Source organism: Ferruginibacter lapsinanis (assembly GCF_020783315.1).
Classification (GTDB): domain Bacteria; phylum Bacteroidota; class Bacteroidia; order Chitinophagales; family Chitinophagaceae; genus Ferruginibacter; species Ferruginibacter lapsinanis.
In genome coordinates this window covers 2,314,338-2,331,718 of record NZ_CP086063.1, presented here as the reverse complement: position 1 = coordinate 2,331,718, position 17,381 = coordinate 2,314,338, and the positions used below count along the sequence as shown (strand labels likewise).

Sequence of the window (17,381 nt, the reverse complement as noted above, 5' to 3'; positions counted from 1 at the left end):
GAAAAATCATTTCTTCGTGCTACCTGACAGAAAAATCGCAAACGGCTATCTTGCGGAGGGATTTAATAATTTATATTGCAAAGAATCTAATAAAACATCCAAATTCTTTATTAAATATATTTTTGCCAGATTCCACTGACTGTCTGTTATTTCATCAGATTGAGCCAATATAACAATTGGACATTTTTTTGCAGTAGTAACAAGTGTTGTTCCATTAATATAAATCTGTGGAATACTAAAATAAATGTAATTATTGTTTATCCAAATTGTCCATTCAAAATTATAATTCACAAATTTATCGTCATTTACACTGTCGATATTATTTACAGGCACTTTATAACCTGAATAAAAAACAGCCTTACCAGCGATCATACCGGCCTTTCTGTTTGTTACTTTGATAACATCTTCATTATTAAAAAAAGATCTGTCAAACCATAATAACACTCTATCAAACAACTGTTCTTTACCCAAAGGAATTTGATTAATTACCTTATCATACCTCATAGGCTTATCCTGACCAAATGAAAGTTCAATAATAATAAGACAACTGAATAATAAAAAGAATCTCATATATTCTTATTAAGAACATTACATAACACTACAGCCAGAAAATTAACCGCTTCACATTTTTCAAAAAAGACTTTTCAAATTTCTAAGCTTTTCTAATTGGAGAAATATTTGCTTTTGAAATTTGCTCATGCCCTTCATTATTACGGCATGTCTTTCTTTACTTTTTTTGATTACTGCGTGGATCTTATCTGTAACAGTGGAGTGAAAACCAACTACATTACTTCCTTGTAATTTTTGTTTAATTAGATGATGATACATAGAATTATTTTTTACGGATTTATAAAAAAGATTCCACAAAATATAGCACATAAACCATGCCTGAATAACTAAAGATGCAAAATACATAGATACTCTTTTATATGCCTGCAAAAACAACTTGAACACACGACAGCAGTGCCTCACAAGGCTTTTTTCCTGTCACATAGTCAGCATATTTATAGTCAATTTTTAATAAAAATCCATCCAAGTAATAGTGTAACATTGGCATCATTTTACCTTCTGAACAGTCCTTGATCAATGAATGCTAAACATCCCTCCACAACCGAACATTACAATCCAACATATACATCATTTTAGTAATGCCATAAAAAATACTCAATTTATTTTTTATCTTACTAACTTTGAAAAATTAAATGCACGGGGTGCCAGAAAACAAGTGCTGGCTGAGATAATACCCGAAACCTGATTTGGATAATGCCAACGTAGGGATGCAGTACTTCAACACTCCATTCTTTTTTGACTTTCCATTTCTCTCCGTGTATTTTTTGTAAAAAAAATAACACCATGGAAGTACAAAAAAAAGTTTTTGAATTAATCCCCAAAACACAACAAAACTGGCAAGAAAGACCAGAATGGTTCTTTAACCGTGAGCACACCGACACCTATGAGCAATGGTATGAAGGAAGATACAAACGTGCGGAGATCTGGCAAAAAAAAGTAATGGAACAGTTGGTATCAAAAGACAAGCGAATTAAAACATTACTTGAATTTGGTTGTGGCACTACTCGTTTTACAAGATGGTGGAAAGAGATAGGCATCAAAGCTACCGGCGGAGATATTTCCCCGCTTATGCTTTCACAGGCAATTCATTTATTTGATGGCGACCTCGTGATGGCAGACTCTCATCATATGCCGTTTAAAGATCATACTTTTGACGCCTTGGCTTTTATTACCACTTTTGAATACTATAAAGATCCGGTAAAAGTGATACGGGAAGCAACAAGAGTGGCAAAATATGGAGTGGCAATGGGAATGATGAACAGGAATTCTCCAAAGGTATTACGCAGGCGAGTTCAGCAACTGTTTGGGAAAAATCCATTTTATGTTACCGCTACATTTTATACCCCAAAAAAACTTACAGCAATAATTGATGAAGCCTTAAAAGGAAGAGATTACACTATTGAGTGGACTTGTACAGGATTGCCAAAATGGTTTCCTGTTCAACAATGGGGATTGCCTTATGGAGATTTTTTCGGTTTGTATATCAAGTTAAATGATGTTAAATGATATGAAAGGCAAACTGGGAAAAATAAGCAATACCGACTTTAAAAACATTGTGCAAAAAAAGTGTGGCTACAAAAGAAATGAGGTTAGTGTTGGGCCGCAATTCGGCGTAGATGTATCTGTTATAGATCTTCCCGATGGTATGGTCCTGGCAAGCACAAGCGATCCCCTCTCTCTTATTCCATCATTAGGCTTACAGGAATCTGCATGGTTGTCGGTACACCTGATGGCTAATGACATGGCTACCACAGGATTTGCACCCATGTATGGACAATTTGTGTTAAACCTTCCTGCAACTTTTTCAAAAGAAGATTTCAGTACCTACTGGAATTATATTCATAGTTTTTGTGCAGCAATTAAAGTTGCTATTACAGGTGGGCATACAGGTTTTATTGAAGGACAAAATTCCACTATTGCAGGTGGAGGCACTTTTTTCACAGTTGCTCCAAAATCGCAGGTACTTACTTCACAACAAGCTAAACCAGGCGATGCCATTTTAGTTACTAAACAATCTGCACTTACTGCTACTTCAATACTTTCCTTGAGTTTCCCTGAAACTGTTAAAAATAATCTCGGAAACGAAGTCTATCAAAAAGCCTGCGATTTATTTTATGAAACATCTTCACTCAAAGATGCTTTAACAGCAGTAGGCATCTTAAATAGACATGAAGACATAACAGCGATGCATGATGTGACTGAAGGGGGAATACTAGGAGCTATCTATGAATTAGCTTCTGCATCAGGGAATGGAGCTGTTATTTTCAAAGATACTATCCCAACCGGAGAAGTACAGAAAGCAGTATGCAACTTATTTTCTATTGATCCTCATTACTGTGTAGGTGCAGGAGCAATGATCATAACTTGTAAACAAGAAAGTGTATCCCTTGTAATTGATCGATTGAAAGCAGAAAATATCCTTTGCTCTTTTGTTGGTGAGATCAAAGAAAAAAAACATGGCATACAATTGATAGAAAACAATGAAGAAAAAGCATTGATTTACCTGGAAGACGACCCTTATTGGTCGGCTTTCGTTAACGCATGCAATAAAGGATGGAAATAAATAAAAGAAAAATACATGCAGGAATTTATTTGGTAATAGACCCTTCAATAGACGAGGCCATATTATTGAATAAACTAAAATTGATCGCAGAAGAACCGATCGCAGCTGTTCAAATTTGGGATAACTTTTTAGCAGACCAGCACATTGAAGAATTTATCAAAACAATAACAACAATATGCCATAAAAAAAATATACCTGTGTTGATCAACAATAACTGGAAATGGCTGCGATCGACCGAATTGGATGGCGTGCATTTCGACAAGCCCCCTGACAATATCGACCAAATCAGACAATCGGTCAAAAGGCATTTTATTTGTGGGATAACCTGCAATAATGATTTAAGCTTAGTGCATTGGGCAAACCAAAACCATATAGACTATATTTCTTTCTGCTCTGTTTTTCCTTCATCAACCAGCAATAGTTGCGAATTAGTGACATTTGAGAACATTGCCAAATGCAAAGAGATAACTGCAATTCCTGTTTTTTTAGCAGGAGGAATTACCTTGGAAAATATGCCAAAACTGAAAGACTTACCATTTAATGGCATTGCTGTGATCTCCGGAATTATGAATTCAGCAACACCGAAAGAAACAATAAAAAAATATACAGAACTTTTAAAATAAAATAAAATGAATATTGAAACGATAAAAAAATTATGTTGCCCTTTTGATAAAGCCGATATAGAGCTAACTATCATCTCTCAAGACATACACAAAAATGTAATGGAAGGTTTTTTCACCTGTAAAGAATGTGACCGCATATACCCTATCGTAAAAGGAATTCCTATTATGAGTCCTGATGAATACCGTGAATTTAAATTGGAACAGCCTTTAATTGAAAGCTGGAAACCTCTATTAAAAAATAAAACGTTTGAAAATTTCCGTTTGATAACTGATGAAAACTCCACAGTATAAAACAGTTGAAACTAGTACTATTGTAGCCATGCCTAATAAACCGAATGTTACTATTGATATGAGGGCTTAATAGATTTTATAAACAGTCGGCAAACGGAATCAGCTATCTTAGATATTTACCACACCAACAATCAAACTGTTCTTTATATTTTTCCTGGGCAGTCTTAATGATCTTAGTAGTATCATTTATTGATTCTAACTGAAAATTTTCTTTGAGCCAACTTTTATACAATTCGTGGTGCAAACTTTTTTCATAAGTGTTAGTGTCTTTATAAAAAAAAACTTTGTCTATATCTACAGAAATAGGAGTATCAAAAGTGAGTAGTTGCATTAAAGAAAAAATATCTTCAGCTACTACATGAACACCTCCTTCATCTCCAAAAACCACCACAGGCATTGTATTCAATTTGCGATCTGTTCCATCATCCCACAAAGAATAAACGGCTATTGGGCTGCCATCTGCAAATGGCATCAATTGATTTAGAAAACCTTCCTCTTTAGACAAATATTGTATCGGGAATCGGCCTTCTGCAAAAAGTCCAAAACCATTAGAGTATTTGTAATATTTATTTTGAAAATCCAATAAGGAGATCAGTTCCTGAGGAGGGTAATATATACCAAAATTGTGCTCAAAATCGAATAATTCCATATTGATTGGTGATAACGTATTAGTTAAATATCTATCCAACCAAATAGAAGCCGGATACCTATGCCTGTATTTTTTCTAAAGATAGTCTTAACAAATCAACATATAAGCGCTCTTTTAAATGCTATATAATACAATTTCAGCCTCTTTTCTCCACAATTTCTTATACATAAATGCCGAAAGTATTTTTTGGTACAGTTTTGGTGTAAATCTGCAGATATTTAAACCAATATTCATGAAATTCATTCTTGCAGCGGTTTTACCCGTTTTAATTTCTGTAAATAGTTTTGCTCAACGTAATAGAGTAGATGACGCCGATACCGAAAATTTTCTCCGTTTTGGTGGAAAAGTGGGCTTTAATCTGAATAAAACTCCCGGTCAATCTTTTAAAAATAGTTTTCACTATAATTACCAATTGGGTGGATTTGTTCAGGTCAATTTCAGCAGACGTTTCGGATTGCAACCTGAAGTGAATTTTGTACAGTCTACTACTACACAGACTACCGAGCTATCTGATATTTTTGATGATGCATTTCGTGATGGCACACAAATAAGAAAACCTTTCAATTATTTGGAAATACCTTTATTGGTAAATATGAATGTGGGACAAAGCAGGCATGTGAAATTACAATTTGGACCTGCATACAATATTTTACTCAACAAAACTCCTGAAGCCATAAAGAACAATACCATCACCAATTTGTATAAGGATGGTGAACTAAGTGCCATCGGTGGCTTGTGGATACAAGTGCCTTTTATTAATATTGGAGCCCGTTACAAAATGGGGTTAACTAAAGTAACTTCTTTCGACAATACACAAAGCTGGAATAACAGAGCAATAGAAGTAGCAGTCGGTTTTACATTTTAATGCTTACCTTCTATCAAAACATTATCTGATTATTTTATTTTACTGAACTATTTTATTATTTTGGCTAAATAAAATAAGTTGTCATGGCACGAGTAAGTACTTACCTGAATTTTTCTCGTAACACCGAGGAAGCATTTAATTTTTATAAATCAGTTTTTGGTGGAGAATTTGGAGGAATGGGGGTTGCCCGTTTCAAAGATATTCCACCACAAGAGGGCATGCCCCCACTAGCTGAAGCAGACAAGGGTCTTATCATGCATATTGAATTACCAATTGTTGGCGGTCACGTATTAATGGCTACAGATGCGCCGGAATCTATGGGCTTTACTGTTAATTTCGGCAACAATGTGCATATCAATCTTGAACCGGATACCAAGGCAGAAACTAAAAAATTATTTGACGCATTGTCTGTCGGCGGCAAAGTAACAATGCCATTAGCGGACATGTTCTGGGGTGCATATTATGGAAGCTGTACAGATAAGTTTGGCGTACAGTGGATGTTTAACTGTAATGAAAAATAGAACTACTGCAGCTCAGCTGTTGCTTCTTTCTGTTTCATTCTTACTTCATTTAATTCAGGGATAAATTCCTGCTGATTGCCTGTGTCTATTATTTTAAGCAGTACATCTAATTCTTTTTCTCTCAACATAACATACGCCAATAACCTATCTGCTTTGGCATGCATTGCCGGAGAAATGTTATACCCTTTTGTTTCCTCAAGGGCAGCCTCTACTCTTTTCCATGAAGGATAGCTGATACTATTAATTTTTATTTTTAGCTCCGGATCATTAAGCGTAGTATCCTGTAAAGGTGCAATCGCACTATCTTCTATCGCAGAAAATCCTATCAGTAGATCATTGAACTTTTCATTGTCATCATATTTGGCATCTGCAATATATGCCAACTCTGTTTTCCTGTCTTCCTGCGAAGTTTTATGCAATTGCAAATATTCATATGCCATTCCCAGTGTGAACAATATTATCGCAGGTAAAACCCAGTTCAGATTTTGCTCGGCCTTTTCTTTTTTTATTGCATAGGCATAAATAACGCCAATGGCCAACCCGCTGATCAACCCACCAACGTGTGCTGAATTATCAACGCCGCTTTTCATACCATACAGCAAATTATACCCAATAAAGATCCCGATACTTTGCAGCAAAGCATTTCTTACTTGCTTTGGGATAAGGTTGGTAGTGAGCAATGCTAAGAACAACCCGTACATACCAAAGATAGCACCTGATGCCCCTGCACTATTCACGCCTTTACTATGCCACCAAAGGCTAACAATACTTGCCAATACACCAGTGCACAAATAAGCGATAATATATTTTACTTTGCCAAGCATTGGTTCTAAATAAACACCAACAGTATAAAGGCAATACATATTCATCAACAAATGAATGATCCCGAAATGAATAAAAACATTTGTTAGCAAACGCCACCAATCACCGCTCAATGTTAATACGCTAAAATTGCTACCCCACCTGATGTGCACTAGTCCATTCACATCAAAAAGCCCTGCTCCATTTATTGCCATTAATGCAAACACTATAATATTGATCGCAATAATGCCATACGTGACATATAAGTTACTTCCCGATAAATTCATTGCAGCATCTAATGCTGCTGCATCAGCGGCTTCCTGTTCTGCAGTTTTCTGAGTTACTACTCTTAGCTCTTTAATAGTCTCTATATTGCGTTGCATGATCTCTTGATCAAGAGTACTTTGAACTGTTTTAAAAGCTGTAAGAAACGATTCTATATTTTTTTTATTTTTTCCACCTATATCAAAAGATTCTCCATTTACCATTTCGCTGCTGACAGTTAAAGTAATGCCATCAGTTTCAATCATGATCTCCTGTCCGAAGCTGCTCCACTTTTTGGGAGTAGACCCCAACAATTTCTCTTCCCCGGCAAACAATACTTCCCATCCGGAATTCTTAATTGCCTGATAACTGATAGCCAATGCCATTTCTTTATCAAGATCATTCAATTCAATGGTTTGTTGCTGTTTTGGCATACGATTATTTTTTTGCTAAGATGCATTGTTTTTCAAGAATGCCCAAGTTTTCTGTTTAAAACTATTTCACTTTCCATCTATTCCAAAACAAATAAACCCGGCAAAAATTGGCCGGGTTTATTTTGTTATAGTAATCAGAGGAGACTATTTATTAATATGCACTACATGTGGAACCGGACCATTGATCCCTGCTTTATCCCATGCCTTTTTCACCGCTTCCTGTCCACCAAAAAACGCCAGCCAATAATTTTCCTGCATTGCATAAGGACGAATAGCCAATGTTATCATCCCGTCACCCACTTTTAATACATTTACTTCAGGAGAAGGTGTTTTTAAAATTTCCGGAAGAGAAAGTAGTGCTTGAATAGCCACTTGCTTTGCTTTATCAATATCCTGATCTGGCGCAATTGCCATCGTTGTATCTACCCGAAGGTTTCCATGGGTAGTATAATTGATGATCGTACCGGTAGATAAAGCTCCATTAGCCAGTATGATAGTTTTGTTTTCGGGAGAAAGTAAAACTGTATTGAAGATGCCCAGCTCTTTTACTATACCTGTTTGCCCCTGTGCTTCAACAAGATCTCCCATTTTAAACGGCTTGAAAGTGAGTAACATTACTCCTCCGGCAAAATTTCCCAAAGAGCCGTTCAATGCTGCTCCTATGGCAATACCAACACCCGCAAGTAAAGCACCAAAGGCAGTAAGATTAACCCCTAACATGCCGAAAATGGTTAGTATAAGCAACACTGTTAATAATACTTTCACCAGTGATGTAAGAAAGCTTTGCAATGATGGATCGTATTGTTTTAGTGCCATCGCCTTCTTCATTACGGCTGATAGTTTATTAATTATCCAACTCCCAATTAAATAGACTAATACAGCTCCTACCAATTTGGGAGCATATTCAATCGCCATCTCTTTTATCTTATACATGAAATTGATAGCTTGGTCAGGTGTCTGAGTTATCTGCAAAACAGTAGGCATAATGTATTTATTTTTTTGAAAGATGAATGAAATGAACCAAAGGTTGCATTGAAGAAATATTTTTTTTCTATCCTCAATTGCCCGGTATCTAAAACATTGTTAAAGCGTTGCAGGAAGCATACAATGCAAGGTCACCTTTTGATGTTTGAGTAATCAATAAAAAAATTATTTATGAAACCTTCCCAAAAACTACTCGCCGCTCTCTGCTCTATCATTGTATTTTTAAGTTGTAATAACAACAAGTATAGCCCAGAAGAGAGCCCTGCAATGGCAGACAGCGCCACAACCAATTACATTTCATCTTCTGCTGCAGTTGAAAACAATAAAGACTCTACAAGGAAATTTATCCGTACAGCCGACCTGAAATTTAAGGTCAAAGATGTGATCCGCTCCACATATGACATTGAGAATATTGTTAGTCAGCAGAGCGGTTTTGTTACTTACACCAATCTTACCAGTACAATAGATAATATTACTACTGTGCTTGTCAGTGCCGACTCATCTTTAGAAACTACTGCATATACAGTAACCAACTCAATTACACTTAGAGTTCCCAATATCAGATTGGACACTACATTAAAAGAGATCGCAAAAAATATAGATTACCTGGACTATAGAATCATTAAAGCAGAAGATGTTGCACTGCAAATTTTATCAAACAATTTGGCACAAAAACGTTTCGTTAAAAATACTGAACGGTTAAGCTATGCTATTGATAACAGGGGCAAGAAATTAGCAGAAACAACCAATGCCGAAGAGCTTTTATCAAACAAAGAAGAACAATCTGATAATGCAAAAATCGCCAACCTGTCTATGGCAGATCAGATCAATTTTAGTACAGTAAATATTTCAATGTATCAACGGCAAGCAATCAAAAGAGCACTTATTGCCAATGATAAAAACATAGATGCATATGAACCGGGTTTTGGCAGAAAAATACTTGAAGCCATTAAATATGGCTGGAAAATGTTTGAGGCATTTTTTGTTTTTGTCACAAAACTTTGGTGGGTATTTTTATTGGGACTGATTGTGTATATCATGTATAAAAAAATAAACAGAAAGATTTAGCCTCTACTATTTAAAGAGCACTATTTGGATGGCACATAGCATAATAATACATTGCCGTTTTTAAACACTCGTGTATGGGTCAATGTAAAATTCACCGGCTTTTGAATGCCTTCAAATAGTGTTCTTCCATTTCCTAATGCAATGGGATTTATTATTAACTGATATTCATCAACCAATCCTTCGTCTGTCAATTGTGAAACTATAGTACCACTCCCTAAAATAACCATATCCCTACCAGACTCTTTTTTCATTTCTCTTATCTTATCTGCCATACCGGCTTTAACCAACATTGTATTATTCCACGTAGCTTTTTCCAAGGTAGTAGAAAATACCAGTTTGGGTAAATTATTCATTCCTGCGGCAACTTCAGGCATTTGTTCCATTGCAAAAGGGGTAGACCAAAAGCCAGCCATCATTTCATAGGTAATTCTTCCAAATACCAATAATGCTCCTCCAGTTGCATTACCTGCAACAAATTCTTCCCATTCTTCATCATGTTTGTGTGCCCAGCTCATATCTCCTGTACTATCGACAAAGTAACCATCCGATGTTATCTGATTGAAAACGATCAGCCTTCTTTCATTTGTAGTCATGAGTAATTATTTTTTGAGGAATCTGAAATATTTATCAAACCAAAATTAATCAGATTAATTATTATTTCGGAGTGTAAAAACGACATAAACCGGGCACATTGCGACTTATTATTTTCCTCTTATCTGTAGTAAAAAAGAAATCAGTATTTTTAGAGCCTAAGCCTTATACCAATGTTTCATAAAAAGCTGCCATTTCTATTCATCTGTCTTTGTTTACATTTTCACGTCATTTGTCAAACAGTCCCTGCTGCACAATCTGTTACTGGTAAGGTTATATGTGGTTACCAGGGATGGTTTAATGCATATGGAGATGGATCCCCTGTTGCCAGATGGGCTCATTGGTCGGCTGGCACTTATCAAAGTAATACCGGGCAACCTGCCCCGGGTGCCGTCAAGTTTGAAGCATATCCTGCTGTTGATGAATATGACGCCGGATCACTTTTTCAAACAGGGCTGGGCAATACAGCAGAAGGTAACCCCGCCAAACTTTTTTCATCATATAAAGCAGCGGTCATTGACAAGCATTTTGAATGGATGCAGCAAAATGAGATCGATGGTGTGGCATTACAAAGATTTATCGGAGAAACATTTGATGGTGTTTTTAAAGCAAACAGAGACAGCATAACAGCCAGGGTTAAACGCTCTGCAGAGGCTCACGAACGTATATTTTATTTAATGTATGATATCAGCGGACTGGATGTTACAAAATTTGACTCTATCAAAACAGATTGGCAAAACAATATGGTGGGCAAATTACACATTACCTCTTCCCCTTACTATGTTCAACAAAATAACAAACCTGTAGTATGTCTTTGGGGCTTTGGCTTTACCGACAGACCGGGCAGTGCATCTCAATGCCTTGATGTGATCAATTTTTTTAAAAATAATGGTTGCTTTGTAATTGGCGGTGTCCCTACAAACTGGAGAACCGGCACCGGGGATTCCAAAGCCGGATTCAGCTCAGTTTATACTGCATACGACATGATATCTCCCTGGAGTGTAGGCAGATTCAGCAACAATACCGGAGCAGACGACTTCAAAAACAATTATCTAAGCCCAGATCTAACTTATTGCAACGCAAACAATCTATTATATCAACCGGTAGTATTTCCAGGTTTTGCATGGTCTAATTGGAATGGAGGATTACAGAACCAGATACCAAGAAATAAAGGTGAATTTTTATGGAGACAGGTTTACAATATCAAACAGTTGGGTATAAGTAATGGATATGTTGCTATGTTTGATGAATATGATGAAGGAACTGCTATTACTAAAATGGCCGATAGTTATTATACAGTGCCATCCAACCAATATTTTTTAACAACTAGTGCTGATGGAACTTATCTGTCTAATGATTTTTATTTACGACTTACCGGCAAGGCCACCAAAATGATCAAAGGTATTGATCCGTTAAATGCATCCGTAACAACTCCATATTCAAACGGCCCAATTTGGTTCCGTACAAGTTTGGAAACAAAATATGATGCAATGCCCGGCTGGACAGACTCTCCTGACCCAGGAACAACTGTTACAAATATGGTGGGCTATACCAGTTCTATCAGTCCTGAGTGCAGCGTTGTAAGTGAAACAAATCATATTGGCACACATGCACTGAGATATTCTGCTAAAGATAATTCTGCAGACTCCTCGTATATGTATTTTCGTGTTTTCCCTGTAAACATCCCAATAAACAGCTACACAAAACTCAGTTTTTGGACCTATCCGCAAATGAATTTATCAAGATATGTTTCTGTTGATCTGGTAATGAGTGATGGCACTACATTACGTAATAGCGGTGCTACAGATACTACTGGTATTTCCATGCATCCGTCTGCAGGAAGAGGTGCTGTTAATACCTGGACACAAACCGTATCAAATATTGGTTTATGGCTAAATGGAAAGACCATTAATAGAATTTGTATCGGATACGACCATGCTCCTGAAACAGGAACCTTACGTGGATATATAGACGATATTTCAATTTACGAGGGAGACAATGCTGTATATAGATTTATCGGAAATGGCAATTGGGATGTAGCTTCGAACTGGAGTAACAATAGTATCCCCCCTGCAAATCTCTCAGGCGGCTATATTTTTATAGACCCGGTACTGAATGGAGAGTGTGTGCTGAATATCCCTCAACAACAAGTAAATAACAAGAATACGATCATTGTAAATTCAGGAAAGAAATTCAGGATCCTGGGTAACCTAATTATTAACAACTGAATTATTTCAAAACTCATTTTTATTCGCTGCTCTTTGCAGTGGCTTTTATTATTGGCTTTTCCACCAATATTACCAAGTCTTCTAAAGCAACAGTAATGGGAATAACACCAACCTGTATAACAGCTTTTTTGCCACGCAATTCTTTTACAACACCGACCTGACGATTTTTTTTCATTTTTACTTTATCTCCCACTTTCATTTCTCTCACTACTTCCTCGTATTTATCATCTCCTTTCTTTGACTGATGCTCTTTGGGCTTTCTTTCTTTTTGATTGAACAGTAAAGCATGTATCGTTTTTACCACACTTGCCTTATCGTCTGTTTTACGCCATTCTATCACCATCGCTTTCAGACGACGTTCCATATCCTTCAGGTAATTTATTTTTTCCTCGGATATTTTGTTCTGTTGCTGCAACCTCTCTATTTCCTGTTTATGCAATTCTTTTTGCAGCACCTGCTGCATTTCTTTTTTCAATTTCTCATTCTCGGCCAGCAACTTATTTAACATTGCCTTTTCTTTATCAATTTTTTGCAGATCCTGCTCCGTCCGGTTCAGCAATTTATCCAGCCTGAAATGCTCTTCATCCACTAATGTTCTAGCCTTGGCAAGTAATTTTTTATCTAACCCAATACGTTCGGCAATAGAGAAAGTATATGAACTCCCCGGCTTGCCGATCTGTAATTTATATAGTGGCAAGAGATTTTTTTCATCAAATTGCATGGCGCCATTGATAATACCTTTCACTTTATTGGCCATCACTTTTAGATTGAGGTAATGGGTGGTTACAATACCAAATGCATGTTTAAATGCCAACTCCTCCATAATCACTTCAGCAAAAGCTCCGCCTAAATTTGGATCAGAGCCGCTTCCCAATTCATCAATAAAGAAAAGTGTTTTACCATTCGCATGCTCTATAAAGTATTTCATATTCTTTAAATGAGAAGAATAAGTACTCAATTCAAATTCTATGCTTTGTGTATCGCCGATATGTATCAATAATTGTTTGAAGATACCCATCTCACTATCTGGGCTTACCGATACCAGTAAACCTGCCTGCATCATAACCTGGGTAAGACCAACCGTTTTTAATGTAACTGTTTTACCGCCAGCGTTGGGGCCACTGATCACCAGGATACTATTCTGATCATCTAATGTCAAATCAATTGGAACCGTTGGCTTATTGTTTTTAGTATTATATAATAAAAGTAAAGGATGATATGCAGTAATGAGTTTTACATGGGCTCTGTCATGCAGCATCGGATAGCTGCCTTTTATATCAATGGCAAACTTCGCTTTGGCCCGGATCAGGTCATATTCGCCTGCCATATCATAATAACTTTTCAATAATACAGCGTATATGCTTAGCTGTTGTGTAAGCACACGAAGAATCCTGTGCACTTCTTTTTGTTCTTCATACTCTAAAGAAAATATTTCATTATTAAGTTCTGTAGTTTCTTCCGGCTCTATAAAGCTTGTACGACGGCTGTCGCTTTCGCTATGCAAAACTCCTTTGACTTTACGTTTTTGCTCAGCAAATACAGCCAACACCCTTCTCCCATTCATAAAACTTTCTTCGATATCTGCTAAATATCCTTCCTTATTCAACTTCTGCACAATACGATCAAACACACGGCGCAGTTCTGTGCGTTTACGATATAATTTTTGCCTGATATCTGCCAACTCCTCACTGGCTGTATCTTTGACAACACCTACCCCATCAAGTACCTCATCAATTAACTGTATAATTACCTTTTCGTAATAATTATTTTCAATTACCCTTGCCAAACCGGGAAATGTCTCTCTCATTTCCACCGTAAACCAACGGAAAATATTTCCTGCATTAACAGTCAATTTTCTGATATGCAAAAACTGTTCGCCACTCAGCGTTGCCCCCGGTATACCCAACAATTTTAATTCCTTAGAAATATTATGTACAAAATCATTAGGAAAATATCCGCCGCTTTGCAAGAGAGTTTTATATTCATTTGCCTGCTGCAATGCTATTTCTATAAAATCCTTACGGGTATGTATGCGCAAAGACAATGCTTTTGTTTTAGCATACTCCGTAGAACAATGTGCTGCCAGCAAGTCTTTTACTTTATCAAACTCAAGCTGATGGAGGGTCGACTCCGGAAAGAATTTCATCGCAGATAATATAGGTTCGATAGTAAGCTCATAAATATTTTTTTCTTCGATACAAGCAATTTCATCAGTTCAATAAAAAAGATAAAATTAATTCACCCCATCTACAACCATCTCTTTGTTCACTTTTTGAACAAGTCCCTGCAATACTTTACCAGGCCCCACTTCTGTAAAACGTGTAGCACCGTCAGTGATCATCGCCTGTACAATCTGTGTCCATTTAACAGCTCCTGTCAACTGATCTATTAAATTTCTTTTTATTGATACAGGATCAGTAACCGCATGTGCCACAACATTCTGATATACCGGACATGAGGGAACATTGAATGTGGTTGCTTCAATTGCTGCGGCTAATTCTTCTTTTGCCGGCAACATCAGCGGTGAGTGAAATGCTCCGCCTACAGGTAATACCAATGCTCTCTTAGCACCTGCCATTTTCATTTTTTCGCAGGCAATTTCAATGCCTATAATTGAACCGCTTATTACTAATTGGCCGGGGCAATTATAATTTGCAGGAACAACTATTTCACCTGTTTCTCTTAACACTTCAGCGCAAATTTCTTCTACTTTATCATCTGCTAATGCCAATACAGCCGCCATTGTTGAAGGATTCAATTCACAAGCTTTTTGCATAGCTTTTGCCCTAATAGATACTAATCTCAAGGCATCTTCAAAATTGAGCGTATTGTTTGCCACCAATGAAGAAAATTCACCCAATGAATGTCCGGCAACCATGTCCGGTTTTACACCCGATAAAGTTTTATATGCAACTACTGAATGTAAAAAAACTGCCGGTTGTGTTACATTGGTTTGTTTCAGATCTTCATCAGAGCCGGAAAACATCGCATCTGAAATACGAAACCCCAAAATATCATTTGCCTGTTCAAACAATTCTTTCGCCAAAGGATTTGATTCATATAAATTTTTTCCCATTCCACTGAATTGTGATCCTTGACCGGGAAATACATACGCATGTGCCATAGTTAAATTTTAGAGTACAAATAAAACAAAAAAATCTCTCAAAAGAGAGATTTAAACATAATAATTCAAATTAGATCTAGTGCAATTTAGCTCCTATCAATTTCACAAATTCATTTCGGGTAGTAGGTTTCATAAACTCTCCATCAAATGCTGATGTCGTCGTTACTGAATTTTGTTTTTGCACCCCCCTCATCATCATACATAAGTGCGATGCTTCAATTACTACTGCCACCCCGTGCGGATTCAATGTTTCTTTAATTGCATTCAATATCTGAGTCGTCAATCTCTCCTGCACCTGCAACCTTCTGCTAAACACATCTACCACTCTGGCCACTTTACTCAATCCGGTGATCCAGCCATTGGGGATATACGCTACATGAGCTTTCCCATAAAACGGTAACATATGATGTTCGCACATGCTATACAGCTCGATGTCTTTTACAATGATCATCTCACTTACGTCTTCATGAAATTTCGCTGAGTTCAAAATTGCATTCGCATCCTGCTGATAGCCTTGTGTTAAAAACTGCATCGCTTTGGCCAAACGCTCAGGCGTCTTTTCCAGCCCTTCTCTCCCGGCATCTTCCCCAAGTAATTGCAGCGTTTCTCTGTAATTTTTTATCAGGCCTGAAGTAACATCTTCATCGTACTGATCAATTTTTCTATATGCCATTAAATATATTTTTATCCGTAATACTCAACGAAAATTCTCGGAGTTTCCATTAATTTAACACAATGCAGATCTACTCCTTCAGCCTTTAAAACCGGCTGCAATTGCTTCCATATATTAACTGTTAAATTTTCAGCCGTTGTAAACTGACCTTTCATAAACTCCACATCAATATTGAGGTTTTTATGATCGATCTTATCACATATATGCTCATTAATTATAACACTTAACCTTTTAGCATTAAATATGAAACCGGTATCTGGTTGCATTTCACCTTTTACGGTTACATGAATTTCATAATTATGCCCATGCCAGTTCTCATTGGCGCATTTGCCAAATGTTTCTTTATTCTTCTCCTCACTCCAGTCAGGATTCCATAGTTTGTGAGCTGCGTTAAAATGCTCAACCCTTGTTAAATAGACCATTTCTTATTTTTTTGCAAAGGTACTATATAAGAAGTAAAAGGGTAATAACAGTATTCAATAAAAAAGGTTCAAATTTGCAGTATGAAAATTCTGTTAGTGGCCGCTACAAAGCATGAAATTGACCCCACTCTGATAAATAACGTCACAGACGTATTATTTACAGGTGTAGGTGTACCGGCCACATTGTATCATTTACAAAAAAAAATACATCATTTTCATTATAACATGGTTATACAGGCCGGAATAGCCGGAGCTTTTACACATATACTACCATTGGGGGAAACGGTTTTGGTAAAGAAAGACACCTTCGGTGATCTTGCTATAGAAGAAAAAGGAAAACTAAGTCATATTTTCTCAGAAGGATTAGGAGACAAAAATGAGTTTCCTTACAACAAAGGATGGCTGGTCAATGACCATGGTTATCTTTCCTTTTCCGACCTGCAGCCAGTAAAAGCAATTACAATCAATAAAATAAGTGATAGCGAAACACAAAAGCATCAACTGATAGAAACATACCACCCCGAAATTGAAAGTATGGAAGGCGCCGCTTTGCATTATGTCTGTCTTCAGGAAAATATTCCTTTCTTACAAATACGCAGCATTAGTAATTATGTAGGAGAAAGAGATAAAACCAAATGGAAAATGAAATTTGCAATTGCTAACCTCAATGAAGAACTAGCTAAAATAATAGACCACCTAAAGGGATAACA

The 17,381-nt window shown here is 36.7% G+C and carries 18 protein-coding genes and 1 riboswitch; of the genes, 9 read left to right on the top strand and 9 right to left on the bottom strand.

Translation table 11 applies throughout. The features are described 5' to 3' along the window. Window positions 1-45: 45 nt before the first annotated feature. Window positions 46-570 carry a DUF4468 domain-containing protein gene (locus LK994_RS09970; protein WP_229759935.1) on the bottom strand — a complete coding sequence of 175 codons (525 nt, stop codon included), beginning with the start codon at window positions 568-570 and terminating at the stop codon, window positions 46-48. A 627-nt stretch (window positions 571-1,197) separates the two neighbouring features. Further along, a riboswitch (TPP riboswitch) is annotated at window positions 1,198-1,295 on the top strand. 58 nt (window positions 1,296-1,353) lie between these two features. Between LK994_RS09970 and LK994_RS09965 the strand changes: the two genes are divergently transcribed. From LK994_RS09965 to LK994_RS09950, 4 genes are read left to right on the top strand one after another with little or no spacing between them, the layout of a single operon-like run. Then, a complete protein-coding gene (locus LK994_RS09965; protein WP_229759934.1) occupies window positions 1,354-2,076 on the top strand; it encodes a class I SAM-dependent methyltransferase in 723 nt (240 codons plus the stop codon). 1 nt (window position 2,077) lies between these two features. Next, window positions 2,078-3,133 (top strand): AIR synthase family protein, encoded by a 1,056-nt coding sequence (locus LK994_RS09960; RefSeq protein ID WP_229759933.1) that lies wholly within the window; start codon window positions 2,078-2,080, stop codon window positions 3,131-3,133. Next, entirely contained in the window at window positions 3,124-3,756 is a 633-nt protein-coding gene (locus LK994_RS09955) for a thiamine phosphate synthase (RefSeq protein WP_229759932.1), read from the top strand. The genes LK994_RS09960 and LK994_RS09955 overlap by 10 nt, the downstream gene beginning before the upstream one ends. A 6-nt stretch (window positions 3,757-3,762) precedes the next feature. Beyond that, window positions 3,763-4,047: a Trm112 family protein gene (locus tag LK994_RS09950; protein ID WP_229759931.1), complete on the top strand. Its 285-nt coding sequence runs from the start codon at window positions 3,763-3,765 to the stop codon at window positions 4,045-4,047. A gap of 103 nt (window positions 4,048-4,150) precedes the next feature. Here the strand turns inward: LK994_RS09950 and LK994_RS09945 are convergent, their stop codons facing one another. Further along, window positions 4,151-4,696 (bottom strand): hypothetical protein, encoded by a 546-nt coding sequence (locus LK994_RS09945; protein ID WP_229759930.1) that lies wholly within the window; start codon window positions 4,694-4,696, stop codon window positions 4,151-4,153. Window positions 4,697-4,928: 232 nt separating this feature from the next. On the opposite strand from LK994_RS09945, the gene LK994_RS09940 reads away from it, so the two are divergent. Both LK994_RS09940 and LK994_RS09935 read left to right on the top strand, forming a co-directional pair. Further along, window positions 4,929-5,561 carry a porin family protein gene (locus tag LK994_RS09940; RefSeq protein ID WP_229759929.1) on the top strand — a complete coding sequence of 211 codons (633 nt, stop codon included), beginning with the start codon at window positions 4,929-4,931 and terminating at the stop codon, window positions 5,559-5,561. Between the two features lie 83 nt (window positions 5,562-5,644). Beyond that, a complete protein-coding gene (locus LK994_RS09935; RefSeq protein ID WP_229759928.1) occupies window positions 5,645-6,082 on the top strand; it encodes a VOC family protein in 438 nt (145 codons plus the stop codon). 2 nt (window positions 6,083-6,084) lie between these two features. Here LK994_RS09935 and LK994_RS09930 read toward each other — a convergent pair whose 3' ends face one another. Both LK994_RS09930 and LK994_RS09925 read right to left on the bottom strand, forming a co-directional pair. Then, window positions 6,085-7,581, bottom strand: coding sequence for a rhomboid family intramembrane serine protease (locus tag LK994_RS09930; RefSeq protein WP_229759927.1), 1,497 nt, complete (start codon window positions 7,579-7,581; stop codon window positions 6,085-6,087). Between the two features lie 144 nt (window positions 7,582-7,725). Continuing rightward, complete coding sequence (locus LK994_RS09925; RefSeq protein WP_229759926.1) at window positions 7,726-8,565, bottom strand: mechanosensitive ion channel family protein; 840 nt, start codon at window positions 8,563-8,565, stop codon at window positions 7,726-7,728. A 171-nt stretch (window positions 8,566-8,736) separates the two neighbouring features. Here LK994_RS09925 and LK994_RS09920 point away from each other — a divergent pair, with 171 nt between their 5' ends. Next, window positions 8,737-9,633: a DUF4349 domain-containing protein gene (locus tag LK994_RS09920; RefSeq protein WP_229759925.1), complete on the top strand. Its 897-nt coding sequence runs from the start codon at window positions 8,737-8,739 to the stop codon at window positions 9,631-9,633. 20 nt (window positions 9,634-9,653) lie between these two features. Here the strand turns inward: LK994_RS09920 and LK994_RS09915 are convergent, their stop codons facing one another. Further along, window positions 9,654-10,226 (bottom strand): dihydrofolate reductase family protein, encoded by a 573-nt coding sequence (locus LK994_RS09915; RefSeq protein WP_229759924.1) that lies wholly within the window; start codon window positions 10,224-10,226, stop codon window positions 9,654-9,656. Window positions 10,227-10,397: 171 nt separating this feature from the next. Here LK994_RS09915 and LK994_RS09910 point away from each other — a divergent pair, with 171 nt between their 5' ends. Continuing rightward, a complete protein-coding gene (locus LK994_RS09910; protein WP_229759923.1) occupies window positions 10,398-12,452 on the top strand; it encodes a glycoside hydrolase family 71/99-like protein in 2,055 nt (684 codons plus the stop codon). 19 nt (window positions 12,453-12,471) lie between these two features. Here the strand turns inward: LK994_RS09910 and LK994_RS09905 are convergent, their stop codons facing one another. The 4 genes from LK994_RS09905 to LK994_RS09890 form a co-directional block, all read right to left on the bottom strand. Next, window positions 12,472-14,598, bottom strand: a complete 2,127-nt coding sequence (locus LK994_RS09905; protein ID WP_229759922.1) for an endonuclease MutS2 — start codon at window positions 14,596-14,598, stop codon at window positions 12,472-12,474. An 87-nt stretch (window positions 14,599-14,685) separates the two neighbouring features. Further along, window positions 14,686-15,576 (bottom strand): ACP S-malonyltransferase, encoded by an 891-nt coding sequence (gene fabD, locus LK994_RS09900; protein WP_229759921.1) that lies wholly within the window; start codon window positions 15,574-15,576, stop codon window positions 14,686-14,688. A 76-nt stretch (window positions 15,577-15,652) separates the two neighbouring features. Beyond that, complete coding sequence (gene folE / locus LK994_RS09895) at window positions 15,653-16,249, bottom strand: GTP cyclohydrolase I FolE (protein WP_229759920.1); 597 nt, start codon at window positions 16,247-16,249, stop codon at window positions 15,653-15,655. Window positions 16,250-16,260: 11 nt separating this feature from the next. Further along, a complete protein-coding gene (locus LK994_RS09890) occupies window positions 16,261-16,671 on the bottom strand; it encodes a 6-pyruvoyl trahydropterin synthase family protein (RefSeq protein WP_229759919.1) in 411 nt (136 codons plus the stop codon). 81 nt (window positions 16,672-16,752) lie between these two features. Here LK994_RS09890 and LK994_RS09885 point away from each other — a divergent pair, with 81 nt between their 5' ends. Beyond that, the gene (locus tag LK994_RS09885; RefSeq protein ID WP_229759918.1) at window positions 16,753-17,379 is read left to right on the top strand and encodes a phosphorylase family protein; all 627 of its coding nucleotides are present in this window, start codon (window positions 16,753-16,755) and stop codon (window positions 17,377-17,379) included. The last annotated feature ends 2 nt before the right edge of the window (window positions 17,380-17,381 follow it).